The 23,646-nt window shown below is 35.4% G+C and carries 20 protein-coding genes; all 20 read left to right on the top strand.

Features of this window, described 5'->3' with window-relative positions:
- The first annotated feature begins 152 nt into the window (after nucleotides 1-152).
- The 20 genes from D0907_RS14830 to D0907_RS14735 all read left to right on the top strand — a co-directional run bounded on the left by D0907_RS14830 (nucleotide 153) and on the right by D0907_RS14735 (nucleotide 23,627).
- Complete coding sequence (locus D0907_RS14830; RefSeq protein WP_118844696.1) at nucleotides 153-1,271, top strand: polysaccharide export protein; 1,119 nt, start codon at nucleotides 153-155, stop codon at nucleotides 1,269-1,271.
- Between the two features lie 12 nt (nucleotides 1,272-1,283).
- Nucleotides 1,284-1,718: a low molecular weight protein-tyrosine-phosphatase gene (locus D0907_RS14825; RefSeq protein WP_118844695.1), complete on the top strand. Its 435-nt coding sequence runs from the start codon at nucleotides 1,284-1,286 to the stop codon at nucleotides 1,716-1,718.
- Between the two features lie 14 nt (nucleotides 1,719-1,732).
- Nucleotides 1,733-3,988, top strand: a complete 2,256-nt coding sequence (locus tag D0907_RS14820) for a polysaccharide biosynthesis tyrosine autokinase (protein WP_118844694.1) — start codon at nucleotides 1,733-1,735, stop codon at nucleotides 3,986-3,988.
- 236 nt (nucleotides 3,989-4,224) lie between these two features.
- A complete protein-coding gene (gene wecB, locus D0907_RS14815; protein ID WP_118844693.1) occupies nucleotides 4,225-5,343 on the top strand; it encodes a non-hydrolyzing UDP-N-acetylglucosamine 2-epimerase in 1,119 nt (372 codons plus the stop codon).
- Between the two features lie 144 nt (nucleotides 5,344-5,487).
- Nucleotides 5,488-6,765 carry a UDP-N-acetyl-D-mannosamine dehydrogenase gene (wecC, locus tag D0907_RS14810; protein WP_118844692.1) on the top strand — a complete coding sequence of 426 codons (1,278 nt, stop codon included), beginning with the start codon at nucleotides 5,488-5,490 and terminating at the stop codon, nucleotides 6,763-6,765.
- Nucleotides 6,766-7,854: a dTDP-glucose 4,6-dehydratase gene (gene rfbB / locus D0907_RS14805; RefSeq protein ID WP_118844691.1), complete on the top strand. Its 1,089-nt coding sequence runs from the start codon at nucleotides 6,766-6,768 to the stop codon at nucleotides 7,852-7,854.
- A 1-nt stretch (nucleotide 7,855) separates the two neighbouring features.
- Nucleotides 7,856-8,728 (top strand): glucose-1-phosphate thymidylyltransferase RfbA, encoded by an 873-nt coding sequence (rfbA, locus tag D0907_RS14800; protein ID WP_118844690.1) that lies wholly within the window; start codon nucleotides 7,856-7,858, stop codon nucleotides 8,726-8,728.
- A gap of 2 nt (nucleotides 8,729-8,730) precedes the next feature.
- The gene (locus tag D0907_RS14795; protein ID WP_118844689.1) at nucleotides 8,731-9,429 is read left to right on the top strand and encodes a GNAT family N-acetyltransferase; all 699 of its coding nucleotides are present in this window, start codon (nucleotides 8,731-8,733) and stop codon (nucleotides 9,427-9,429) included.
- A 2-nt stretch (nucleotides 9,430-9,431) separates the two neighbouring features.
- Nucleotides 9,432-10,562, top strand: coding sequence for a dTDP-4-amino-4,6-dideoxygalactose transaminase (gene rffA / locus D0907_RS14790; protein ID WP_118844688.1), 1,131 nt, complete (start codon nucleotides 9,432-9,434; stop codon nucleotides 10,560-10,562).
- Entirely contained in the window at nucleotides 10,552-11,598 is a 1,047-nt protein-coding gene (locus D0907_RS14785; RefSeq protein ID WP_118844687.1) for a TDP-N-acetylfucosamine:lipid II N-acetylfucosaminyltransferase family protein, read from the top strand. Before rffA ends, D0907_RS14785 begins: the two co-directional genes overlap by 11 nt.
- 77 nt (nucleotides 11,599-11,675) lie before the next feature.
- Nucleotides 11,676-13,097 (top strand): oligosaccharide flippase family protein, encoded by a 1,422-nt coding sequence (locus D0907_RS14780; protein WP_118844686.1) that lies wholly within the window; start codon nucleotides 11,676-11,678, stop codon nucleotides 13,095-13,097.
- Between the two features lie 314 nt (nucleotides 13,098-13,411).
- Complete coding sequence (locus D0907_RS14775) at nucleotides 13,412-14,587, top strand: hypothetical protein (RefSeq protein WP_118844685.1); 1,176 nt, start codon at nucleotides 13,412-13,414, stop codon at nucleotides 14,585-14,587.
- Between the two features lie 278 nt (nucleotides 14,588-14,865).
- Nucleotides 14,866-16,047, top strand: a complete 1,182-nt coding sequence (locus D0907_RS14770) for a glycosyltransferase (RefSeq protein ID WP_118844684.1) — start codon at nucleotides 14,866-14,868, stop codon at nucleotides 16,045-16,047.
- Nucleotides 16,044-16,484, top strand: coding sequence for a serine O-acetyltransferase (locus D0907_RS14765; RefSeq protein ID WP_118844683.1), 441 nt, complete (start codon nucleotides 16,044-16,046; stop codon nucleotides 16,482-16,484). Before D0907_RS14770 ends, D0907_RS14765 begins: the two co-directional genes overlap by 4 nt.
- Before the next feature lie 11 nt (nucleotides 16,485-16,495).
- Nucleotides 16,496-17,536, top strand: coding sequence for a glycosyltransferase family 4 protein (locus tag D0907_RS14760; protein ID WP_118844682.1), 1,041 nt, complete (start codon nucleotides 16,496-16,498; stop codon nucleotides 17,534-17,536).
- On the top strand, nucleotides 17,526-18,572 hold the full coding sequence (locus tag D0907_RS14755) for a CapA family protein (protein ID WP_118844681.1): 1,047 nt from the start codon (nucleotides 17,526-17,528) through the stop codon (nucleotides 18,570-18,572). The genes D0907_RS14760 and D0907_RS14755 overlap by 11 nt, the downstream gene beginning before the upstream one ends.
- Nucleotides 18,569-19,912, top strand: coding sequence for a phenylacetate--CoA ligase family protein (locus D0907_RS14750; protein ID WP_118844680.1), 1,344 nt, complete (start codon nucleotides 18,569-18,571; stop codon nucleotides 19,910-19,912). Before D0907_RS14755 ends, D0907_RS14750 begins: the two co-directional genes overlap by 4 nt.
- Nucleotides 19,896-21,536 carry a heparinase II/III family protein gene (locus D0907_RS14745; RefSeq protein WP_118844679.1) on the top strand — a complete coding sequence of 547 codons (1,641 nt, stop codon included), beginning with the start codon at nucleotides 19,896-19,898 and terminating at the stop codon, nucleotides 21,534-21,536. The genes D0907_RS14750 and D0907_RS14745 overlap by 17 nt, the downstream gene beginning before the upstream one ends.
- Entirely contained in the window at nucleotides 21,533-22,705 is a 1,173-nt protein-coding gene (locus tag D0907_RS14740) for a glycosyltransferase family 4 protein (protein WP_118844678.1), read from the top strand. The genes D0907_RS14745 and D0907_RS14740 overlap by 4 nt, the downstream gene beginning before the upstream one ends.
- Nucleotides 22,698-23,627, top strand: a complete 930-nt coding sequence (locus D0907_RS14735) for a UDP-glucose 4-epimerase family protein (protein WP_118844677.1) — start codon at nucleotides 22,698-22,700, stop codon at nucleotides 23,625-23,627. Before D0907_RS14740 ends, D0907_RS14735 begins: the two co-directional genes overlap by 8 nt.
- The last annotated feature ends 19 nt before the right edge of the window (nucleotides 23,628-23,646 follow it).

The raw sequence follows: 23,646 nt of genomic DNA, 5'->3' as shown, positions 1-23,646 counted from the left end.
ACTATTTTGCAAAAAACTGTCACAAGTGAGCGTTTACTAAACACTCAGTCTTGCGAACCAATGGTTGCCATGCTTTAATTAGGCAGCAAAAAAATAAACAGTTGTGGGTTTATTTAAACTGGACGTTTTAAAAAATTATTTGGGAAATAACAATGGCGCTTAGCTGTAAAACAATTGTGACGTCATTTGCGTTACTAGCAATGACTGGCTGTACAATCATCCCCGGTAGCCATTTTGAAGGAATCGAATCGGGTGAAAAAGTAGATAACCTTGAGAAGGAGCTCGATAAAGTCAATATTCAAATCATCGACTCTTCTTTAATTAATCAGCAAAAACAATCTCAAGTTACACATACTAAACCAACAAGCTTAGACGGTGTTGATACTTCTGACTACCAATACAGATTAGGTATTGGTGATGTACTAACGATAGGTGTATGGGATCACCCAGAGCTTACAATACCAGCGGCTGTTCAGCGTACTGCCGAATTTGATGGCTTTCGTGTTCAAGCCGATGGCACAATTACGTATGCATATGCACCAAATATTCAAGCGGCTGGCAGAACAGTACAAGAAGTACACGCAGAACTTGTTAAGCGCTTAAGCCGCGTTATCGAAGACCCACAGGTCGATATTAAAATAGTTGGTTTTAGAAGCCAAAAAGCCTATGTCACGGGTGAAGTAAATAAACCAGGCGTACTACCAGTAACCGAAATTCCACTTACATTAATTGATGCATTAAACCAAGCCGGTGGTTTAACTGAATCTGCCGATTGGCGAACAGTGACTTTTACACGCGGTGATAAAACCGAAGTTATTAAATTAGATGACTTTTACGCTAAAGGTGATATTTCACAAAATCGTTTATTAAAACATGGCGATATTGTCCACGTAAACCGTAACGATATGCAAAAAGTGTTTGTATTAGGCGATGTTAAGCGCGCTGGTACAGTGGGTGTTAATCGTTATGGTTTAAATTTAGCGCAAGCATTAAGTGATGCCGGTGGTTTAAACGAAAACACGGCAGATGCTAACGGTGTTTTTGTACTACGTAAACGCAATTTAGAAACCGATGGTGTAATTGCCGATGTATATCAGCTACATGCTAAAAATGTGGCGGCTTTAGTGTTGGCCGAGCAGTTTAAGTTACAACCTCACGACATTGTGTATGTAACAAGTGCACCGCTTGCGCGTTGGAACCGTGTAATAAGCTTACTACTGCCTTCTGTTAGCACAGTAGATGCAATAAACGACGTAGCAAACACAAACTAAGGGTTAAATGGTATGTTTGATTCAGTATTAGTTGTGTGTGCCGGTAATATATGCCGCAGCCCAACCGCCGAATATGTATTAAAAAGCAAACTGCAAGGCAAAAATGTAACTGTATCGTCGGCGGGGTTAACCGCCCTTGAAGGAAAACCAGCCGATGCCCAAGCTCAGCTAATTGCAAACGAGCATAATATTGATATGAGCGCGCATCAAGGCAGGCAAATTAACTCAAACCTTGTTGCAAATAATAGCGTAATACTCGTGATGGAGCAGCGCCACATAAATGACTTGTGCGCGCGTTACCCACAGGCTCGCGGTAAAACATTTTTGCTTGGTAAGTGGGTAGGCGATAAAGAAATACCCGATCCTTACCGTCAAAGCCAAGAGGCTTTTAAGCATGTTTACGAATTAATCGATAGCGCATGTAGCGCTTGGCAAAAGTATTTATAAGGAAAGGCTAGTACATGAATGCTCAGCCCACTGCATTAGCAGCAAATAAACAAAATAGAACCCAACAAGAACAAGCAAGCCAAGAAATCGATTTAATGGCATTATTAGGCGCGCTAATTGACCGCAAATACTTTATAGCGGCAATTACGGCAGTCTTTATGGCTGTAGGTGTGTTTTACGCGGTTTTCTCGACTCCGGTTTACCAGGCAACGGCCATGATACAAGTTGAAGACGGTGGTGCATCGGTACCAGGCTTTGATGACATGGCCGGCATGTTCGAAAGTACCTCGGCTGCGGTAACCGAAATAGAGTTACTAAAATCGCGCTCTGTCATTGGCGAAGCCGTCGACACATTAAAGCTCGATATTATTGCTGAACCAAAGCTGTTTCCTGTAATTGGTAACAGAGCGTTCCGTAAGTTTACTCCTGTAGAAAATGGTGACCTAGCAGAGCCTAGTTTTGGGGCAAGCAGCTATGCCTGGGGTGGCGAGAGCATAAATGTATTTAGGTTTGACGTACCGCGTTCAGCTATTGGTACTGGTTTTACCTTAGCTGCTGGTGAAGGCACTGGCAATAATAAACAATTTACGCTTTTAAATGGTGACGGCGACGTTATTTTAAAAGGTAAAGTGGGCGAAGAGCTAACAAATGGCAAATTTAACCTAACAATTCGCAGTTTAATTGCCCGCCCTGGCACAGAGTTTACGCTTGTGCGCAAAGATCGTTTAAATACAATTTTAGACTTGCAAGCAGCAATTAGCGCAGGCGAGAAAGCAAAAGACTCAGGCATTATTAATTTAAGCTTACAGAGCGAAAGCGCAGCATACGCCGAAAAAGTGCTCGATAAAGTGGCCGCTATTTATGTACGCCGTAATGTTGAGCGCAATAGCGCCGAGGCACAAAAATCGCTCGAGTTTTTAGAGGTACAGTTACCCGAGGTTAAAAAGCAGCTTGAATATGCCGAGCAACGCTTTAACGACTACCAAATAAAACGTCAATCAATCAACATTACTTTAGAGACGCAAGGCGTGCTAGAGCAAGTGGTAGAGCTTGAAACTAAATTACAAGAGCTAGAGCTAAAGCGCTTAGAGCTAAGCCGTAAATTTAAAGACAGCCACCCAACGTACCAAGGGGTGCTTGAACAAATAGAAGCGGTCGAAAAACAAAAGCAAAACCTAGTTGGCGAGGTAGGCAACCTACCCGAAACACAGCAAGAGTTACTGCGTTTAAAGCGTGATGTAGAAGTAAGTAACCAAATTTACACGCTACTGCTAAGTAAAACACAAGAGCTTGACATTGTGCGTGCAGGCACAGTAGGTAATGTGCGTATAATTGACTACGCCGAGGTTAATACCTCAAAACCAGTTAAACCTAAAAAAGCACTGATCGTAGTTATGGCAACAATGCTGGGGGGGATGCTAGCTGTAGCGATTGTATTAATACAAAAAGCGATACATAAAGGTGTCGAAGACCCTAACGAAATTGAGGCGCTTGGTCTGCCGGTTTACGCAAGTGTGCCGTACTCAGACTATCAAGATAAACTTACCGGTTTTAGCAAAGCTAAAAAAGGCCGTAACAAGCCTAAAACCATACTGGCGGTTGATAACCCAGCTGACTTATCAATCGAGGCATTACGTAGCCTACGTACTAGTTTGCACTTTGCGATGATGGAGTCTAAAAATAACCTGATTGCTATTTCGGGCCCAAGCCCGGGGGTAGGTAAGTCGTTTATATCGGTTAACCTTGCAACGGTACTGGCGCAAAGTGGTAAAAAAGTACTGATTATCGATGCCGATATGCGTAAAGGTTATTTGCAAACCCAATTTGGCATGCAATGGGACGATGGCTTAAGTGATTATCTATCGGGCCGTTTAAACCTTGAGCAAGTAACAAAGCACTCGCAAGTGCAAGACCTCGACGTAATTACACGGGGCCAAATACCGCCTAATCCGTCAGAGTTACTAATGCACAGCAACTTTAGTAAGCTAGTCGAAGAAATAAAAAGCAAGTACGACATTGTAATAATTGATACACCGCCTATTTTAGCGGTAACGGACCCAGCTATAGTCAGTGCCCACACAGGTACAACATTGCTCGTAACACGTTTTGGTCAAAACCATGCTCGCGAAATAGAGCTTACTCGTAATCGTTTTGAACAAAATGGCATTGATGTAAAAGGCGTGGTATTTAACGGTGTAGTTAAAAAAGCTAGTAATGCCTATGGCTACTACGGGTATTACAATTACGAGTATAAATCGGGCAGTAACTAAGTAGTGACTCTTTGTTATCGCAATTATTAGTTTTATCAACGTTAAGGCGTGCAATAAATTGCACGCCTTAAAAATAAATGAGTATCAAGCTAAATGCAGTTATACAACTGCACTAAGCTAAACGGTTTAATAAACTAATAAATAGTTAAAGTTTTAAAATGTATACAAGTTGATACAACAATGTAATACAAAAGAGTTTAAATAATATTAATTTTATATTCATCAAGGATTTTTACGTGAAAGTTTTAACAGTATTTGGTACCCGCCCCGAAGCAATAAAAATGGCTCCGCTTGTACACGCTTTAGCAGACGACAGCCGTTTTGAGGCTAAAGTGTGCGTAACAGCACAACACCGCGAAATGCTAGACCAAGTACTCGAGCTATTTAAAATTACCCCTGAGTATGATTTAAACTTAATGAAAGCAGGGCAAACGCTACCAGAAGTAACAAGCCGTATTTTGCTTGAGTTAACGCCGGTTCTTAAAGAGTTTAAACCAGATGTTGTTTTAGTGCATGGTGATACCGCAACAACGTTTGCAACAAGTTTAGCGGCGTATTACGAGCAAATAGCTGTTGGCCACGTAGAAGCGGGCTTACGTACCGGTAACATTTACTCGCCCTGGCCAGAAGAAGCAAACCGTAAACTTACGGGGGCGCTCACTAAGTATCACTTTGCACCTACCGAAACATCTAAGCAAAATCTGTTAAACGAAAATTATGCAGCTGAAAATATCAGTGTTACTGGTAATACAGTGATTGACGCATTATTGATGGTTAAAGATCAAATAGAAAGCGATAGCGACCTAAATAACACGCTTGCTGCACAGTTTCCAATGCTTGACGCTAGTAAAAAACTTATTTTAGTAACAGGACACCGCCGCGAAAGTTTTGGTGGTGGGTTTGAGCGTATTTGTGAAGCATTAGCACAAACAGCAAACGCACACCCAGATTGCCAAATACTTTACCCGGTACATTTAAACCCAAATGTACAAGAGCCAGTCAATCGTATATTAAGTAATGTTGCTAACGTTCACTTAATTGAGCCACAGCAGTATTTACCTTTTGTGTATTTAATGAACCAAGCTCACATTATTTTAACTGACTCGGGGGGTATTCAAGAAGAAGCACCAAGTTTAGGTAAACCAGTACTTGTAATGCGTGATACCACTGAGCGGCCAGAGGCTGTTGAAGCTGGCACTGTTAAACTAGTTGGTACTAATGTAACAAAAATTACCTCAGCATTAAGTGAATTACTAACCGATGCGAAAGCATATAAAGAAATGAGCCGCGCCCATAACCCATATGGCGATGGTAAAGCGTGTAAACGAATTTGCGATATTTTAGCGGAAAGCTAATTTGTAGCTGTAATTTATATCGCAAAAACTTTTACTAAAAAGTATAAAAATAAAGGGAAGGTGTAAAAATTTTCTCTTTATCAAGTTTAGAATAACGTAGCTCGTAGCGTAGCTCGTAGCTCAAATTTAAGTCAAAGGATTATCATGTCATTTAATACTATTTCAGTTATTGGCCTTGGTTACATAGGTTTACCTACAGCTGCAATGTTTGCATCGCGCAAAAAAAAGGTAATTGGTGTCGATGTAAATCAACATGCGGTAGACACAATAAACCGTGGTAAAATTCATATTGTAGAGCCAGATTTAGATATGATAGTTCATGCAGCGGTAAGTGAAGGTTATTTAAAAGCAACGCTAACGCCAGAGCCAGCCGATGCATTTTTAATTGCGGTACCTACACCGTTCAAAAATAACGATTCTACAATCCCTGAGCCAGATTTAAGCTATATACAAAAAGCAAGTAAGGCAATTGCACCTGTACTTAAAAAAGGCGATTTAGTTATTTTAGAGTCTACATCACCAGTAGGTGCAACAGAGCAAATGGCTGAATGGTTAGCAGCTGCGCGCCCAGATTTAACATTTCCAAATCCACACGACGAGTCTGCAAGTCAGTTAGTTGATGTAAATGTAGCACATTGCCCAGAGCGTGTATTACCAGGGCATGTAGTAAGAGAGCTTGTGGAGAACGACCGCGTAATTGGTGGTATGACAGCAAATTGCTCTGCGCGTGCAGTTGAGTTATATAAAACCTTTGTGCAAGGCGAGTGCGTAATTACCAATGCGCGAACGGCCGAAATGGCAAAGTTAACAGAAAACTCATGTCGCGATGTACAAATAGCCTTTGCCAATGAGCTATCGATCATTTGTGACAAGCTAAATATTGATGTGTGGGAGCTTATTTCGTTAGCTAATCGTCATCCTCGTATCAATATTCTACAACCAGGTCCTGGCGTTGGTGGTCATTGCATTGCCGTAGATCCTTGGTTTATTGTGAGCAAAACACCTGAAGAAGCCCAAATTATACATACAGCACGTAAGGTGAATGACGCAAAACCGCAGTGGGTAATTAACAAAGTAAAATTAGCAATAGCTGACTTTTTACAGGCAAACCCAGATAAAACAGCTAAAGACGTGACTATTGCGTGTTATGGCTTAGCATTCAAGCCAGATATTGACGACTTGCGTGAAAGTCCTGCGTTAAATATTACTAAACAGGTGGCTACAATGCATGTAGGTAAAGTACTAACAGTTGAGCCGAATATCGAAAAGTTGCCGACGAAACTTGCTGGTTTATTTGAGCTGACAAGTTTTGATATCGCAATCTCAAATGCTGATATTCATTTATTGTTAGTCGATCATAAACAATTTAAAAGTACAAAAATATGCATTGAAAATTTAATTGATACAAAAGGTATTTGGTAAATGAAAATTCTACTGACCGGTGGTGCTGGCTTTATAGGCTCAGCGGTTGTACGCTATATTATCAACCACACAGAAGACTCAGTTGTTAATTTGGATAAGCTTACTTATGCTGGCAATTTAGAATCGCTGAAGACAGTGGACACAAATGAACGTTATACCTTCGAAAAAGTTGATATTTGCAATCGTGCTGAGCTTGGTCGTGTTTTTAAAGTATATAAACCAGATGCTATAATGCATTTAGCCGCAGAAAGCCATGTAGACCGTTCAATAACAGGCCCCGCAGAATTTATTCAAACAAATATTGTTGGTACTTATACATTATTAGAGGCTGCTCGTGAATATTGGAATACATTAGACATAAATAGTCAAAAAGCTTTCCGCTTTCATCACATATCAACCGATGAAGTTTATGGTGATTTACCTCACCCATCTGAACATGAAGGCGAATTACCTCTATTTACTGAACAAACTGCATATGCACCAAGTAGCCCCTATTCAGCGAGTAAGGCATCGAGTGATCACTTGGTAAGAGCATGGTTAAGAACATATGGACTTCCTACAATTATAACCAACTGCTCAAACAATTATGGACCATATCACTTTCCTGAAAAACTTATTCCGCTTGTTATTTTAAATGCGCTTGATGGTAAAGATTTGCCTATTTATGGTAAAGGTGATCAAATTCGTGATTGGTTGTATGTAGAAGACCATGCCAGAGCTTTGTATAAAGTAGTGACAGAAGGCGAAGTAGGTGAAACATATAACATAGGTGGTCATAACGAAAAGCAAAATATTGAAGTTGTTCAAACAATTTGCAGCATTTTAGATGAGTTAGTGCCTAAAGGAACTAAATATGCAGAGCAAATTAAATTTGTGAATGATCGACCAGGGCATGACCGTCGCTATGCAATAGACTCTTCAAAAATGAGTAAAGAACTAAACTGGACACCGATCGAAACTTTTGAATCAGGTTTAAGTAAAACAGTAAAATGGTATTTAGATAACCAAAGCTGGTGTCAAAATGTGCAAGATGGCTCATATCAACGAGAACGTCTTGGCGAAATAAGCACGGTAAATCAAGGTAAATAAAATGAAGGGAATTATCCTCGCTGGTGGCTCTGGCACTCGTCTTTACCCTATAACTATGGGGGTATCAAAACAGTTATTGCCAATTTACGATAAACCAATGATTTATTATCCACTATCAGTTTTAATGCTAGCGGGTATTCGTGAGGTACTCATTATTACAACCCCAGAGGATAGTGCCTCATTTAAACGCTTACTAGGCGACGGTTCACAGTTTGGTATTGAGATTAGTTACACTGTACAGCCAAGCCCAGATGGGCTAGCGCAGGCGTTTATATTAGGTGAAGAGTTCATTGGTAACGATGATGTATGCCTTGTATTAGGTGATAACATTTTTTATGGTCAAGGTTTTACTCCTAAATTAAAGCATGCAGTACAAAATGCCAAAAATGGCCATGGCGCAACTGTATTCGGTTATCAAGTAAAAGACCCTGAACGTTTTGGCGTAGTTGAGTTTGATGAAAACCAAAAAGCAATTTCAATTGAAGAAAAACCAGTAAAGCCAAAGTCAAACCTTGCTGTCACAGGGCTTTATTTTTACGATAATTCAGTTGTTAAACTGGCAAAACAAGTCGAACCTTCACATCGCGGCGAGCTTGAGATAACGTGTCTAAACGAAATTTATTTAAAACAAAACAAGTTGAATGTAGAAATTCTTGGTCGTGGTTTTGCGTGGTTAGACACTGGAACACATGAAAGCTTATTAGAAGCTGCACAATTTGTAGAAACAATTGAAAAGCGTCAAGGTTATAAAATAGCTTGTTTAGAAGAAATAGGATTTAATAATGGGTGGTTAACGAAATTTCAACTGAAAGAGCTTGCAACACCTATGTTAAAAAATAGCTACGGACAGTATTTAATGGACTTAATATCATAATAATGACTAAACTATTTACAAATAAAGTGTGGGACAGTGATTTTTTTAAACGTACTATTTTGACAATTGATCTAGATTCCCTTGGGAATAAAGTTGAAAGTTGGCCTAAAAATTCACTTATTACAGTTAAGGTTGACGCTAATAAATATCAAAGTTTAGAACATATAAATAAATATGATTTTAGTTTTGTTGAAGGTGAGCTTGTTTTTAAAAAGGCAGTGCCTGTAAATTTAAACTCAACTTCTTTAACAGATTTTGATTCGTACTTAGCAACAGAAAGCTCTCTTGATGAACTTAAACTTATTGTAAGTGATTTATATGTAAATAGCCGATTTAGAGAGCCGTGGTTTACCTTATTAGAAAGAGATCGTTTCTATCAAAAATGGATCGAAAATGCAGTCTTAGCAAAATTTGATGATTGCTGCTTAGTTTTAAAAGAAGAAAACACTATTTCTGGTTTTGTAACTGTTCGTATTCGATGTTCTGAAGCAACTATTGGGCTTATTGGTGTTGCTACGCCTTTTCAAGGTAAAGGGGTTGGTAAAAAGTTACTTGAACTAGTTCAAAACTATAGTACGGCAAAAAAAGCGAAAATAATTAAAGTAGCTACACAAACAAGTAATATTTCAGCTGCAAATTTATATGGAAAAAATGGTTTTACTATCACAGATATTTCATATTGGTTTTATAAACAGGTTTAAAGATGATCCCTTTTAATATTCCCCCTAAAATAGGTAATGAGTTAAATTATATAGAGCAAGCTATTCAATCTGATAGACTATGCGGCGATGGCCAGTTTTCAAAAAAATGCGAGGCATGGATTGAGGAAAACTTTAACACAGCCAAAGCATTGCTTACGCCCTCATGTACAGCATCACTGGAGTTGGCTGCAATATTAATTGATATAAAAGAAGGTGATGAGGTTATTATGCCATCATACACATTTGTATCAACAGCTAATGCATTCGTCTTACGTGGTGCAAAAATAATTTTCATTGATGTTCGCTCAGATACCATGAATATGGATGAATCATTAATTGAAGCAGCTATAACTTCTAAAACCAGAGCTATTGTTCCCGTTCATTACGCTGGTGTGGCATGTGAAATGGATACTATATTATCTATTGCAGAAAAATACGGCCTTTGGGTAATCGAAGATGCTGCGCAGGGAGTAATGTCTACATATAAAGGGCAAGCATTAGGAACTATAGGTCACATTGGTTGCTATAGCTTTCACGAAACTAAAAATTATTCATCGGGTGGTGAAGGGGGAGCAATATTAATAAATGACCCTAAACTGGTTACTCGAGCTGAAATTATACGCGAAAAAGGAACTAACCGTAGCCAGTTTCTTCACGGTATAGTTGATAAATATACTTGGCAAGATGTAGGCTCTAGTTTTTTACCGAGTGAGTTGCAAGCTGCCTATTTGTATGCACAACTAGAGTCGGCAAATATGATTAATGATTCTCGGCTGTCATTATGGCATAACTATTATAATGAGCTTAGTAAGATATTACAACCAGAGCAACTTCCACATATTCCCAATCACTTAAAACACAATGCACATATGTTTTATATAAAATTAGCGTCTAGTGAAGTAAGGGCTAAGTTCATATCTTTTATGAAAGCACAAAATATTATTACCCCTTTCCATTATATACCTTTGCACTCTAGTCCAGCAGGTGAACAGTTTGGAAAGTTTATTGGTAAAGACTGTCACACGTCAACTGAAAGTTCAAAGTTAGTGCGTTTACCTCTGTATCTTGAAATGAGTAAAGTTCAACAAGGCGTGGTGATTAAAGCTGTGAAGGAGTTTTTTTTTGAGGAATAAAAAAATATTGCATGTAGCAGAATGTGATAAGTTTATTCCGCCTTATATTGACTTTATTAAACAATATTTAACGTCTAATGAAGAGCATGAATTCTTACTTAAAAGTGGAATGGCTGATAGTACACTTAGAAAATATGACAATATATTGCTAGAGAAGAAATCAAAAGTATCAAAGTTTAAGTATTATTTTAAACTTATTATAAAAATGCATTTTGCAGATAAAGTTATTCTTCATAGCTTAATAGATATAAAAATTGTTCAAATTTTATTTTTTACCCCATGGTTGCTGAAGAAATGTTATTGGGTTATCTGGGGAGCTGATTTATATGCTTATAATCAACGTGATAAGACTTTTAAATGGAAGGTTAAAGAGTTTTTTAGACATTATGTAATCAGCAATATGGGTCATTTGGTCACATATTTAAAGGGAGATGTTGAGCTGGCTCGACGGTGGTATGGCGCAAAGGGTAAACATCACGAGTGCTTAATGTATACAAGTAATTTGTACAAGGAATTTCACTTACCTGAAAGGAAAAAAGCTACATTAAATATTCAAATAGGTAACTCAGCTGATCCGAGTAATAACCATATTGATGCTTTAGAAAGGTTGTTACCATTTAAAAAGGAAAATATATATATTTTCGTACCTTTAGCATATGGACAGCAAGAATATGCTCAAGAAGTTATAAAAAAGGGGAAAGAGTGGTTTGGAGACAAGTTTAAGCCATTACTTGAATTTATGCCTTTTGAGGAATACTTATCATTTTTAGCTTCAATAGATATTGCTATTTTTAACCATAAACGTCAGCAAGCAATGGGGAACACTATAACTTTATTAGGTCTTGGTAAAGTAGTTTACCTACGTAGAGACACTACGCAATGGGATTTCTTTAAAGAGAAAAATATACATGTACGCGATATAGAGAAACTTACTAAATTAGAAAGGGAAGAAGTGCTAGCTAATGCTGTGAATACAAAAGAATATTTTTCTAAAGAAAATTTTAAACAACAACTAAGTAATATTTTTTCCTATTAAGTTTTTGTATTTCTTAGTTGCTTTATTCATTGTGATAAATTTATGGAAAGAAAATTAATGGTTGAAAAAGAGGGGTTATGAATCCAAGGAAAATTGCAGCATTTGCATTAGGCCCAATTTTAGGCTCCGCTTTAGGTTTAATAACCCTACCTATAATTACATGGTACTTTTCCCAAGAGGACATCGGGCGGTTAGCTATGTTAAATGTAGTTATTAGTTTTAGCACGTTATTCTTTAGTTTGGGTTTAGATCAGGCTTATGTTAGGGAGTATCATCAAACAGAATGTAAATCCTCTTTACTGAAAGTAACTATTTTGCCTGGCTTATTACTTTTGCTTGTCACGCTTGGTGTTTTGCTTTCTTTAGATAATATTATTTCAAATTGGTTATTCGAATTAAAAAGTCAAATACTAAGTATATCAGTTGCAGTAGCTGTTTTATCTGCTTTTTTAGCGCGCTTTTTTTCTCTAATATTAAGGATGAATGAGCAGGGAATAGCTTATTCTATGAGCCAATTACTTCCTAAGTTGCTTTTAATCGTAATAATAGGAAGTTATGTACTCTTTTCAGTGAAAAAAAATCTTACTAACCTTTTATTCGCAAATGTGCTTGCTACGTTATTCGTATGTCTCATTTTTGGATGGAATACCCGAAATGAGTGGCTATCAGGGATGAGAGAAAGAATCGATTTTACATACTTAAAGAGCCTGTTAAACTTCGGTGTGCCACTTATATTTGGAGGTTTAGCTTTTTGGGGATTAACCGCAACAGATAAAATTTTGCTAAAAGAATTTTCAGATTTTGAACAATTAGGACTATATTCTGTATCTATTAGTTTTGCTGCAGTAGCAACTATTTTTCAAAGTGTTTTTTCTACAATATGGGCACCAACTGTTTATAAGTGGGCTTCAAATGGAGACTGTCTTGACAAGCTACATAAAGTAAGTCGCTATGTATTATTAGCCGTTATTGTACTATTTTGTTTCGCTGGATTATTTTCTTGGGTAATAACTTTAGTTTTACCGAGTAGCTATACCTCTGTCCAATGGATTTTAATTCCGTGTATAGGGTTTCCTTTGTTTTATACTCTTTCCGAGGCGACATCTGTAGGTATAGGAATTTCTAAACGTTCAAGCATGTCAATGATAGCTACGACGATAGCATTTTTAATTAACTTACTCGGTAACTGGTTTTTGATCCCATCTATTGGTGCTGCTGGTGCGGCTATTAGTACTTGCGTTGCATTTGGTTTTTTTCTTGTAATAAAAACAGAGCTATCAATTTACGTTTGGAGACCTTTTCCTCGGTTAGCTTTGTATAGTTACACTATTATTTTAATTTTTGGTGCAATAGTTAGTTGCATATATGGAAAAAGTTATCAGTCTTCTCTAATTATATTTTGGTCTTTACTATTTTTTAGTGTTTTTATCTTTTTTAGAGAAGAACTTAGTGAATTATATAACTGGGCTCGTAGTTTATTCGCGGGTGTTATTGTATGAATTTATAATTTCAATTTGCTTATTCATTATACGTGAGATGAAACCTATTTTTTATTAAGCTTTTGTGCGATAAAAATTTATAAACTTTTCTTTTTTAACCTGTTTTAGTTGATTTTATGGCTTTACAAGCAACCCTAAATGTAGGTGGGTTTGAATTGTATTTGAATTAACATGGGTTTTATGAGGGTGAGTAATGCAAGGCTTTCAACTAGAAAAAGAATTTGTATGATTTGATACTTGTAACTTTCTAGCTCAATGATGTTCAGTTCTTTCGTATATTCGAGCTTGATTTGTATAACAATTATGAGGTGGTTTTGTTTTATATATCCTATTTAGCTGTTTTATCTATTTGCATTCTAATTTTCTTAGGGGTGTTAGATTTTAAAAATAAGAATAAAACAGAATGGCTGATGTATTTGTTTTTATTTTTCTCGATATGCTTAATTAATTCTTTCTGCGTATATAATAATGTTTGGCCTGCATTTCACCAGAGTGATGAAGAGTATTTTTATAAAAGTGCTTTATATGTCATTGATTTGGTTGAAGGTGGCGCATCTCTAAACGAAGCTTTAGTAAATTACACATGGAACTATAAGTATTATGGCTTTATTGTTTTTGATGGTTTATCAATAATCGGTGCTGCCAATACACCTGAAGCGCATAAGATATCAATTACAATAGTGTTGTCGTCTTTATATTTAATAGCTATTAGGCTTTGTATATTAAAGGGTTATTTCGATAGAGTGTCTTTAAGGTTGGTTGTTATTCCAATTATGCTCTATCTATCACTACTTAACTATCGAGATGGTTTAATCTCTATTGTTTGCTTTTTTATGTTGCTATCATTAATAAATAAGAAGTTCTTAACTTTTTTTGTTTATCTAACTTTTTTATATTTTTTGAGGGTGGAATTTATATTTATTATGTTGATTTCTACCTTTTCAAGTCTGTTTATATCTTTTTTTAAAAGAAATGCTTTGTTAAATGCTTCTTTTTTGTTGGCTGTTTTGGTTGTTTTGATTCTTTTTAATAATAAAGAAAGCTTTAATGTTTCTAATTATGTTTTGTTACCATTGTCTTTTAATGGTGTTTCCATATTTCAGGAAATTTTCTTGTTTTTTGAAGGTTTACATTATTATCAAGATTTCTTCTTGGTGTTTATGTTGGGGGTTATAATATCCTTTCCTTTATTTGTTTTGAAGACTGTTTTTATTTATTATCTTATGTATGGATTTAACTCTGTTAACTATAAGGATAAATTTATTGTTAATTTTATAGTTCACTTTTTTTTAATTTCAATGTTTATTTATACATTTATGTTGGAAGGTATGCAAGATAGAATAAAGTTGTCTTTTACCTTTCTCTTGGCTTTGCTTTTTAATATGGTATATAAAGATTTGTTTTCGGATAGGCGTTTTAAATATGTTTTATGTATTTCATTTGTGCTTAGTTTTATTATAGCTATACGTAATGTGAGGTGGATTTATTGATGCTACTTACTGTTTATGTATTTTTATATGTATGTGGAAGAAGTTTAAAATGTAAAAAATAAAAGCTTTTATCGCTTTTGTTGTGTTTGTAAGTTTTTTATTATTGAATTTATTTGGTTTCTATAATCTATTTTTGTAAGTAAAAGCTGTTAAATAGTATGGTTAATTATAGAGCTGCGGAAGTTGCAATATTAGTATGGCTTTCCTGCTGAGTTAATTAAGAGTTAAGGCAGTAAAGATTGCATTTTATTTAAGTTTTATTTTTAAGAAGAATTAAATTGAAAGTTTTATTTGTAAATACACAATTGTCTACAAAAGATGCTAATATTTTAAGATCACAACTTTTCCCTAAATCACTTGTTTTAAGTGATATAGGGTTAAGTTGTTTTTATTTTGGTGTGGATGCATTAGCTTACAAAAGAAGCGATTACTCTTTTTTGAAATCATTTTATAATTTCAAGAATTATATTGTTTTCTTTAATTTGCCTGCAGGTGGCTTTCTATCTTTATTTAGAGCAACATTTGGTTTACGTAAGGAGTTCAAAAAGTATTTGGAAAATGATGAGGTTGACTTTGTATATTTTAGAAACTGTATTGACTTTTTTATTCTGAGTCCTGTAGCGAGAGCTAAAGGGGTGAAAATTATTTATGACTCCCGTTCTATTTTATTTTCAGAAGTGAGTTCTAAAGCAGGTATTAGTAGTTCTTTTAAGTCATTTTTTATTAAATTAATAGAAGGTTACTCAATCAAAAAAGCTGATTTTTTATTTGCTGTTTCAAATAGTATGTCTTCATGGATTGAGGAAAATATGAGTCGTAAGCCTGACTTAGTAATTCCTTGCACATGCAATACAGATATTTTTAAACCCTCCTCAGAAGTTAAATACACACTCCGTGAGAGTGTTGGATGGAATCAAGTTGACACGGTATTAGTTTATAGTGGTGGTCTAAGTCATTGGCAGAGAAGTGAAGATATAATAAACCTCTTTTCTTCTTTATGTAAACTAGATTGTAATTATAAAATGTTATTTCTTACTAATGATATTAATGCCGCTGAAGCTTTATTTAATAAATATGAGATTTTAAAAAGTAGTTATCTGATAAAAAAGGTTCCACATAAAGAAATTCCAAAATGGTTAAATGTAGCTGATTATTCTTTAGTTTTGAGAAGTAAGAATTTGTTGAATTTTGTTGCGTCTCCTATAAAAATTGCAGAGTATCTTGCTTGCGGTATACCAGTGATTTACACAAGTCATATAGGCGATTATTCGCAACTTATTGCAAAGTCTGATGCCGGTATATTATATGATGAAAATCCGGAAGAACTTCATTTATCTATATTAAGGAAAAAATCATCTTATAATAATATGTCTAATGAAGCACGTTTACTTTCTTATAAGTTTTCCAAAGAGGAAGAGTTTAAGATTTTGAGTGATTTTTTTAAGGAGTTAAATATATGAATCCAATTAGACTTTATCGCTTTGGTAATTATCTCTATAAAAATAAAATGTACTTACTGTCAAAGCTGGTTACGCTTGTAAGTCGGTTTGTTTTCACAGCATATATTCCTAGTTCCTGTCGAATCGGACAAGGTATTGTCTTGGGGTATGGAGGCATGGGTATTGTATTACATAGTCAAGTCTCAATTGGTAATAATTGTCATATCTCCCAGCATGTAACCATTGGTGGCACAAGTAAAAAATTAAACGTTCCAACTTTGGGGAATGATGTTTATGTCGGGGCAGGTGCAAAGATTTTAGGGGATATAACAATCGGAGATAATGTAGTAATTGGTGCTAATTCTGTCGTTGTTAAAAGCATTCCACCCAATTCATTGGTTGTAGGTATTCCAGGAAGAGTTATTAAAACTGGAATAGAAAAGAAAGATTACGTTTAGGAGTCATTTTTTTGAATGATAAAAAAGTAAAGCTAAATATTATTGCTTCATTCCCACCTCCTGAAGGAGGGACTACAATTTTAGTGAAGCAGTTATATAATGAAATAAAGGAGTTAGATAGTGGTTATGATGTGTATAAGTCTGATTTGTCATTAAGTAACGCTTCGATATCCTCTTTTTTTAATTTTATTATTAATTTTTTTAAATGCTCAATTAATTCAATTCATGTAAGTAAAGGTGGAGCTACGTTCATAGCACCAATTATTATTATTCTATGTAAGCTTTTTTTTAAAAAATCAGTTTTCAGAATGTTTGGTGGACAGTTTGATAAATATTATACTAACTCAAATATTGTAAAAAAAATGTTAGTTAGTTTCGTTTTAAAAAATGCAGATTTGATATATTTTGAGACCCATGGACTTGTTGATTTTTTCGCAAAGAAATTTCCGGATTCAAACATTAAGCACTATGCGAATTCTAGGAAGGCTATTGGTAATAGAATCGTCAAATCGAAGTTTTCTAATAAGATAGTATTTGTAGGTGTACTTAAGAAGGACAAAGGAGTTGGCGTAATTCTTGAAGCAGCTAAACTTTTTCCTGATATCTCTTTTGAATTTGTAGGTCCTAGTGTTGATGATTGCCTCCTAGATGCTATGGGTAAGTTGAGTAACTGTAATTATCTAGGTGCAGTCCCATCTGAAAAAATATATACATTAATCAAAAATGCTGACTATTTAGCGCTGCCTACTTTTCATTTTGGTGAGGGATACCCCGGTGTTATATTAGAGGCTTACTCAATTGGTGTGCCTGTTTTGTCAACATGCTGGCAGTACATTCCTGAAATAGTGATCGAGGGTGAAACTGGTTTTCTTTGCAAACCCAATGATGTAAATAGTTTTCATCAGCTACTAAACCGTGTTAAATCCGTTAGTTTTAGTGAGTATTCTGAAATGTCTGAGTGTTGCTATTCACTTTTTAATGAAAATTACATTTCTACACAATTAACAAAGCAATTCATAGACCAAGTTGGGGATTTACAACGTGCAAATTAGCAAGGATTCCTTAATTTTTGTAGGAGATGTTTCTTTATCGGGTCAAAAAGGTATCAGACTCACTGCTCCAAGCTGGTTTTTAGATATGCCTATTATTGTTAACTTAGAAGGTGCTTTAGTTACGGATACTCGTAAATACTTATCAGATAAGTTAGTTGTAAATTCGTTCAAATGCATTGATTCATATTATAAAAATTTGGATGTTTCATTTAATTTAGCAAACAACCACATTCTTGATAACAAAGATATTAGTGAAACTTTAAACAACTTAAAGAAACTTCGAAAACCATATTTTGGTGCTGGGGAATGTCTTGAAGATGCCTCTAAGCCATTAATAATGAATGAGTTAATTGTTTTGACGTTTGGTTGGTCTGTTATTGAGTGTCCTAGTGCTTCAAAAAGAAAACCAGGTGTTAACCCATTAAAGGAAACTCATGTTAAAAGTGAGCTTTTGAAATATAAACAACAATTCCCGAATAAAAAGGTTGTCATATTATTTCATTGGGATTATGAATTAGAAAAATATCCAATGCCATCGCAGCGTAGGTTAGCATTTGAATTAATTGATCTTGGTTGCGATTTAATCGTAGGTGCTCACCCTCATAGAGTTCAGGGTTATGAAATATATAAAGGAAAACCAATAATTTATAGTATTGGAAACTGGCTTTTTGAGCAAAATGTTTTTGTTAATGGAAAATTGAAGTTTCCTGATTTTTGTAACTTACAATTGGCGTTTGAATACAGTTTATCTGGAGATCATATGTGCCATTTTTTTGAGAACGATACAGAAACTTCCGAAGTTAAGTACTTATTTTCAGAACCTTTAGATAGTTCCGTTACATTGAATGAACTGTCTCCTTTTAAAGGAATGTCTTTTTCTGACTATGATAATTTTTTTAAACGTGAAAGGCACCACAAAAAGCTAATACCTGTATACTTCTCAAATAATAATAAATACAGCATACTTTTTAAGAATGCATTCAATTATTTTAGGACTCTAGGTATAAATTGGCTAGTAAGAGTGGGGTTGAAATGAGCAAGTTGACTTTTTTATTAAAGAATAATTTCAATAAACTCCCAATAGGCCCCTCTCTTGGGAAGATAATTTCGACTATTCCATATTCAATTAGGCCGGGGATTTCCTCCTCTTATAATGTGGGGCAAGCTGATATAAAGTTATATGAAAAACTTAATTATAATGAGCGTAAAAAGTTTATTTTTGAAAGGTTCAAAAAGATAGCTATGCATGCTTATGAGAATGTTTCCTTTTACCAAAAATATTATAGTGAGCAAGGCTATGATATCAACAGCCTTAGAAGTTTTGAAGATATAAAAGATGTGCCAGTTATATCAAAATCAATATTAAAGCGTTTTAGTTTGGATGAGCTTAGCTATGAGGAACCTGGAAGAGCTTTAGCAAATACAGGTGGAAGTACAGGAGAGCCTTTTTACTTTTTTACATCTCCGCAGGCAATTGGGCATGAGTGGGCTCATATCCATAAAATGTGGTCACTGCTTGGTTTTAAGCAAAGCACTTTTAAAATGAATTTTCATGGAAGAAGTAATATTTCTGACTTTATAGAGTATGACCCGTTAAGAAATTCTTTTAGTGTGGATATATATAGTGATTACAATAAGTGCACTAATAAGATTTATAAGGTTTTTAAGAATAATAATATACAGTACCTACACGGCTATCCAAGTGCTATTTATGAGTTTGCAGTTTTTTGTTCGGGCGAATCACAGCTTTTAAAGCTTATTAAAAGTAAACTCCGTGGTGTTTTTTTCAGCTCGGAGCATCCGCATCCTCATTGGAGAGAATTTATTGAAAGTACTTTTTCAGTTAAATCTCAAGCATTTTATGGTCACTCTGAAAGGTGCATAATGGCATATGAAGATGATACTCCTTTTCTTTATAAAACAATGCAAACTTATGGTTTTGCAGAGACTTGTGATTCTAAGCTTATAGGTACTTCTTATAATTCGTTTGCAACTCCTTTTATTCGGTACAATACAGAGGATGAAATTTCTGACCCAATAATTATTGATGGGGTTCTTGATTCATTCTGCATGAAGAAAGGCCGAAGTGGTGAATTTATTGAAGATATTACGGGCAAGAAAATACCTTTGACAGGATTGATTTTTGGTCGACATCATGAACTCTTTAACTTCTCTAAGACAATACAAGTATTTCAAGAGCATAGAGGTTTTGCGACAATTTTATACGTTGCTGACGGTCATTTAGATCCTAAGCAAGCAGAAAAATATTTTGACTCTACTAATGTTGGAATTCAGTTTGAGTTCAAACAAATTCCTTCAGCTATAAAAACCGTCTCTGGAAAGGTGAATTTGAAAGTTCATGAGCTTGATAAATAAGTTTTCTAATTTTTATTACACTATTAAATATCTTAGATATGAACAGTTTTATTTTAGGGCTCTTTATAAATTAAAGAAGCCAAAAGTAACGTATCATACTGTTGAAAGTTGCAATAATTGGCATTGGGGGGGGCTATCTCTCATGAAGCAATGTATCTTTGCCAATAATAAAGTCCTCTTTTTAAATGAAGAAGCTGTTATAGCTGAAAAGGCGGATTGGAATAACCCTTTACGTGAAAAGCTATGGTTATATAACCTGCATTATTTTGATGACTTAAGCTCAAATACATATAAAGAACGAGAGGAGTTACATTACGCATTTATCAATAAATGGATTAGTGAGAATCCTCCTTGTTTAGGTAATGGTTGGGAGCCATATCCTTTGTCTTTAAGGTTAGTTAATTGGGTAAAATGGTTTAGTAAAAAAGATAACGTAGAACAAAAATATCTTAATAGTATTGCACAACAAGCAAGCGCTTTATCTCAGCAGCTAGAATACCATATTCTCGGTAATCATTTATTTGCCAATGCTAAAGCTTTAACTTTTGTTGGAACTTATTTGCAAGGTCAAGAGGCTGATCACTTTTTAGATTTAGGCTTAAAGGTACTTGATAAAGAGCTTAAAGAGCAGTTTTTAGTCGATGGAGCTCATTTCGAGCTATCTCCTATGTACCATGAAATTTTGCTATGGGATCTGCTTGAGCTTATAGACTTAGCTAATGTTAGCCAAAACAGTAAATTAATAATGCGCTTAGAAAGCTGGTCCAGTCTTGCAGAAGTTGCACTTGACTGGTTAGTTTCGATGATCCACCCCGATGGAGAAATTAGCTTTTTTAATGACGCTGCTATAGGCATTGCTCCGGCACCAAAAGATATCTTTAACTATGCCAATAAGCTTGGCATTAATTATTCTAGTTCGGGAAAGACTTTAATAACCAATTCTACAAGTGGTTATAGTCGTGTTAAGTATGACAATTACACTCTTATATTCGATCACGCTAATGTTGGACCTGACTACCTTCCAGGGCATGCACATGCCGATAGTTTAAGTTTCGAATTTTCAGTAGGTTTACAACGAGTTTTTGTTAACTCGGGTACTTCTTTATATGGTGTAAGTCGTGAACGTTTACGGCAAAGAGAAACCGCCGCACACAATACTGTTGTTGTTAGCGATGTTAGTTCATCAGAGGTTTGGTCTGGGTTTCGTGTAGCCCGTAGAGCATATACAAAGTTATTAAAATCAGATTGTGACTTTTCTGGTGTGACCCTATCAGCTTGTCACGATGGATATGAGCGATTAAAACCAAAAGTTACTCATACTCGCACCATAAATGCTTCTGAAACTATTTGTATAGTAACTGATGAATTATCTCATAAAACACCGGCGGAGTTTAATCTGCATATTCATCCGAATGTTGAAGTGATACAGGAAGGTAAAAAAATAATTAAGCTTCAATTGACTAATGGTGAAAGTTTGTTCTTTACGAGCTCACATGATGTAGTATTGGAAGAGAGTACTTGGCACCCTGAATTCGGTAAAACAATTGCAAATAAAAAAATACGTATACCATTTGTCGATGGCCATTTAATTACAAAAATAGAGTTTAGAAAGGAAATACATTGAAAGTATTAGTACTCTCATTTTACTATGCCCCAGACCTATGTGCAGGCTCATTTAGGACTACAGCATTAGTCGAACAACTAAAGCAAAAGAGTAATGTTGAAATTGATGTAATTACAACTATGCCTAATCGGTATGCTAGTTTTGAAGCCAGCGCTTTGGAGCATGAACAAAGTGATAATGTCTGCATTAAACGAGTTTATTTACCGTCTCATAAAAGTGGGATGTTCGACCAAATAAAATCATTTATTTCTTATTACAAACAAGCTAAAAAGCTTACAAAGAATAAAAAATATGATTTAGTTTTTGCTACTAGCTCACGTTTATTTACAGCTTTTTTAGGAGCAAGAATCGCGAAAAATAAGGAGTTACCGCTTTATTTAGATATACGCGACATTTTTGTAGATACGATTAAGGATGTATTGAACCCTAAATTGGCATTTATAATGAAACCTTTGTTAACTGTGGTAGAAAAATATACTTTTTCAAATGCAGAGCATATAAACCTTGTATCAAAAGGGTTCGAAGACTATTTTTTAAGCCGTTACAAAACCCCCAAATACTCATTTTTTACGAATGGTATTGATAACGAATTTTTAAACTTTAAACACACAAAACAAAATTCTGAGAACTCAAATAGCGTAAAAACAGTGTTATATGCCGGTAATATAGGCGAAGGGCAAGGTTTAAATACAATTGTTCCAAAGCTTGCAATGTTAACTGGCCCAAAATATCACTTTAAGATTATTGGAGATGGTGGGCGTAAACCAGCGCTTGTTGATAGCTGCGAAGGCATTAAAAATGTAACGTTTCACCCTCCTGTAAACCGAGAGCAATTACTTAAAGAATATGCACAAGCAGATGTTTTGTTTTTACATTTAAATGATTACCCAGCATTTGAAAAAGTTCTGCCATCTAAAGTGTTTGAATATGCAGCTACTGGTAAGCCAATACTTGCAGGAGTCAATGGTTATGCGGCTAAGTTTGTAGGTGAAGAAGTAGTTAATGCTGGAGTTTTTTTTCCTAGCGATCATAAAGCTGCATTTAATTCACTAAATAAATTGAACTTTGAGCAATCAAATAGAGAGTTATTTATAAAGAAATATACTCGTACAAATATTATGAATGAAATGGCTGAATCAATCATGTCTTACCGAGGCCAAAATGCATAGTTTATTAGTAACTGGCTACTCAGGTTTTGTTGGTGGTTTGCTTTGTAAAGAGTTAAAAAAGTCATATAAAATCAAGCTTCTTGGCCGAAAAGAGTCTGATTTAGGCAATGTTCATAAACATAACATAGACGCGAATTCGAATTATAAAGAAGCACTGCAAGGTGTAAGCTGCGTAATTCATATAGCTGCTCGTGTGCATATAATGAATGATACTTCAGCGGATCCTTTAACTGATTTTAGAGCTGTAAATAGTATTGGTACACTCAACTTAGCTAAACAAGCTGTAGAAGCAGGGGTCAAGCGCTTTGTTTTTGTGAGTTCAATAAAAGTTAATGGTGAAAGTACAACAAATAGATCACCATTCTGTGCAGGTGATAGCCCTGCACCTGAAGATCCTTATGGTATATCAAAGGCAGAGGCTGAACAGCAATTGTTAGAGCTTGGCAAGCAATCAGGTATGGAAATAGTAATTATACGTCCTCCGCTTGTGTATGGCGAAGGTGTTAAGGCTAATTTTGCTTCATTAATGAAGTTAGTTAGCAAAGGACTTCCGTTACCATTTAGGCTAATTAACAATAATAAACGAAGCTTAATATCAGTTTATAATTTAGTCGATTTAATACAAGTGTGCATACGCCATCCGAGTGCCGCTAATCAAGTATTTTTAGCAAGCGATGATCACGATTTATCAACAGCTGAAATGGTTGCATTAATGGCTAAAGTACAAAATAAACCTAATTTAGCATTACCTGTGCCAGTTTGGTGCTTTAAATTAGCTGGTAAACTACTGGGTAAGTATGCGGTGATTGATAGATTAACTGGCTCCCTGCAGCTAGATATAACGCATACAAAAAACACTTTAGGTTGGGAGCCACCTCATTCAGTTGAACATGGCTTCAGACTTGCTGCTAAACGCTCTTAACAAGAAAATAATGGATATA

The organism is Pseudoalteromonas lipolytica (assembly GCF_003515105.1).
Lineage (GTDB): Bacteria > Pseudomonadota > Gammaproteobacteria > Enterobacterales > Alteromonadaceae > Pseudoalteromonas > Pseudoalteromonas lipolytica.
Note: the sequence above shows the minus strand (reverse complement) of the source record. Positions and strands in the feature narration are given on the sequence as shown.

Coding starts and splice junctions, on each gene's coding strand:
- wecC (WP_118844692.1), top strand. CDS start 5,488: ATGTCATTTAATACTATTTCAGTTATTGGCCTTGGTTACATAGGTTTA.
- rfbA (WP_118844690.1), top strand. CDS start 7,856: ATGAAGGGAATTATCCTCGCTGGTGGCTCTGGCACTCGTCTTTACCCT.
- D0907_RS14745 (WP_118844679.1), top strand. CDS start 19,896: ATGAGCTTGATAAATAAGTTTTCTAATTTTTATTACACTATTAAATAT.
- D0907_RS14780 (WP_118844686.1), top strand. CDS start 11,676: ATGAATCCAAGGAAAATTGCAGCATTTGCATTAGGCCCAATTTTAGGC.
- D0907_RS14735 (WP_118844677.1), top strand. CDS start 22,698: ATGCATAGTTTATTAGTAACTGGCTACTCAGGTTTTGTTGGTGGTTTG.
- rffA (WP_118844688.1), top strand. CDS start 9,432: ATGATCCCTTTTAATATTCCCCCTAAAATAGGTAATGAGTTAAATTAT.
- rfbB (WP_118844691.1), top strand. CDS start 6,766: ATGAAAATTCTACTGACCGGTGGTGCTGGCTTTATAGGCTCAGCGGTT.
- D0907_RS14825 (WP_118844695.1), top strand. CDS start 1,284: ATGTTTGATTCAGTATTAGTTGTGTGTGCCGGTAATATATGCCGCAGC.
- D0907_RS14830 (WP_118844696.1), top strand. CDS start 153: ATGGCGCTTAGCTGTAAAACAATTGTGACGTCATTTGCGTTACTAGCA.
- D0907_RS14795 (WP_118844689.1), top strand. CDS start 8,731: ATGACTAAACTATTTACAAATAAAGTGTGGGACAGTGATTTTTTTAAA.
- D0907_RS14750 (WP_118844680.1), top strand. CDS start 18,569: ATGAGCAAGTTGACTTTTTTATTAAAGAATAATTTCAATAAACTCCCA.
- D0907_RS14820 (WP_118844694.1), top strand. CDS start 1,733: ATGAATGCTCAGCCCACTGCATTAGCAGCAAATAAACAAAATAGAACC.
- D0907_RS14765 (WP_118844683.1), top strand. CDS start 16,044: ATGAATCCAATTAGACTTTATCGCTTTGGTAATTATCTCTATAAAAAT.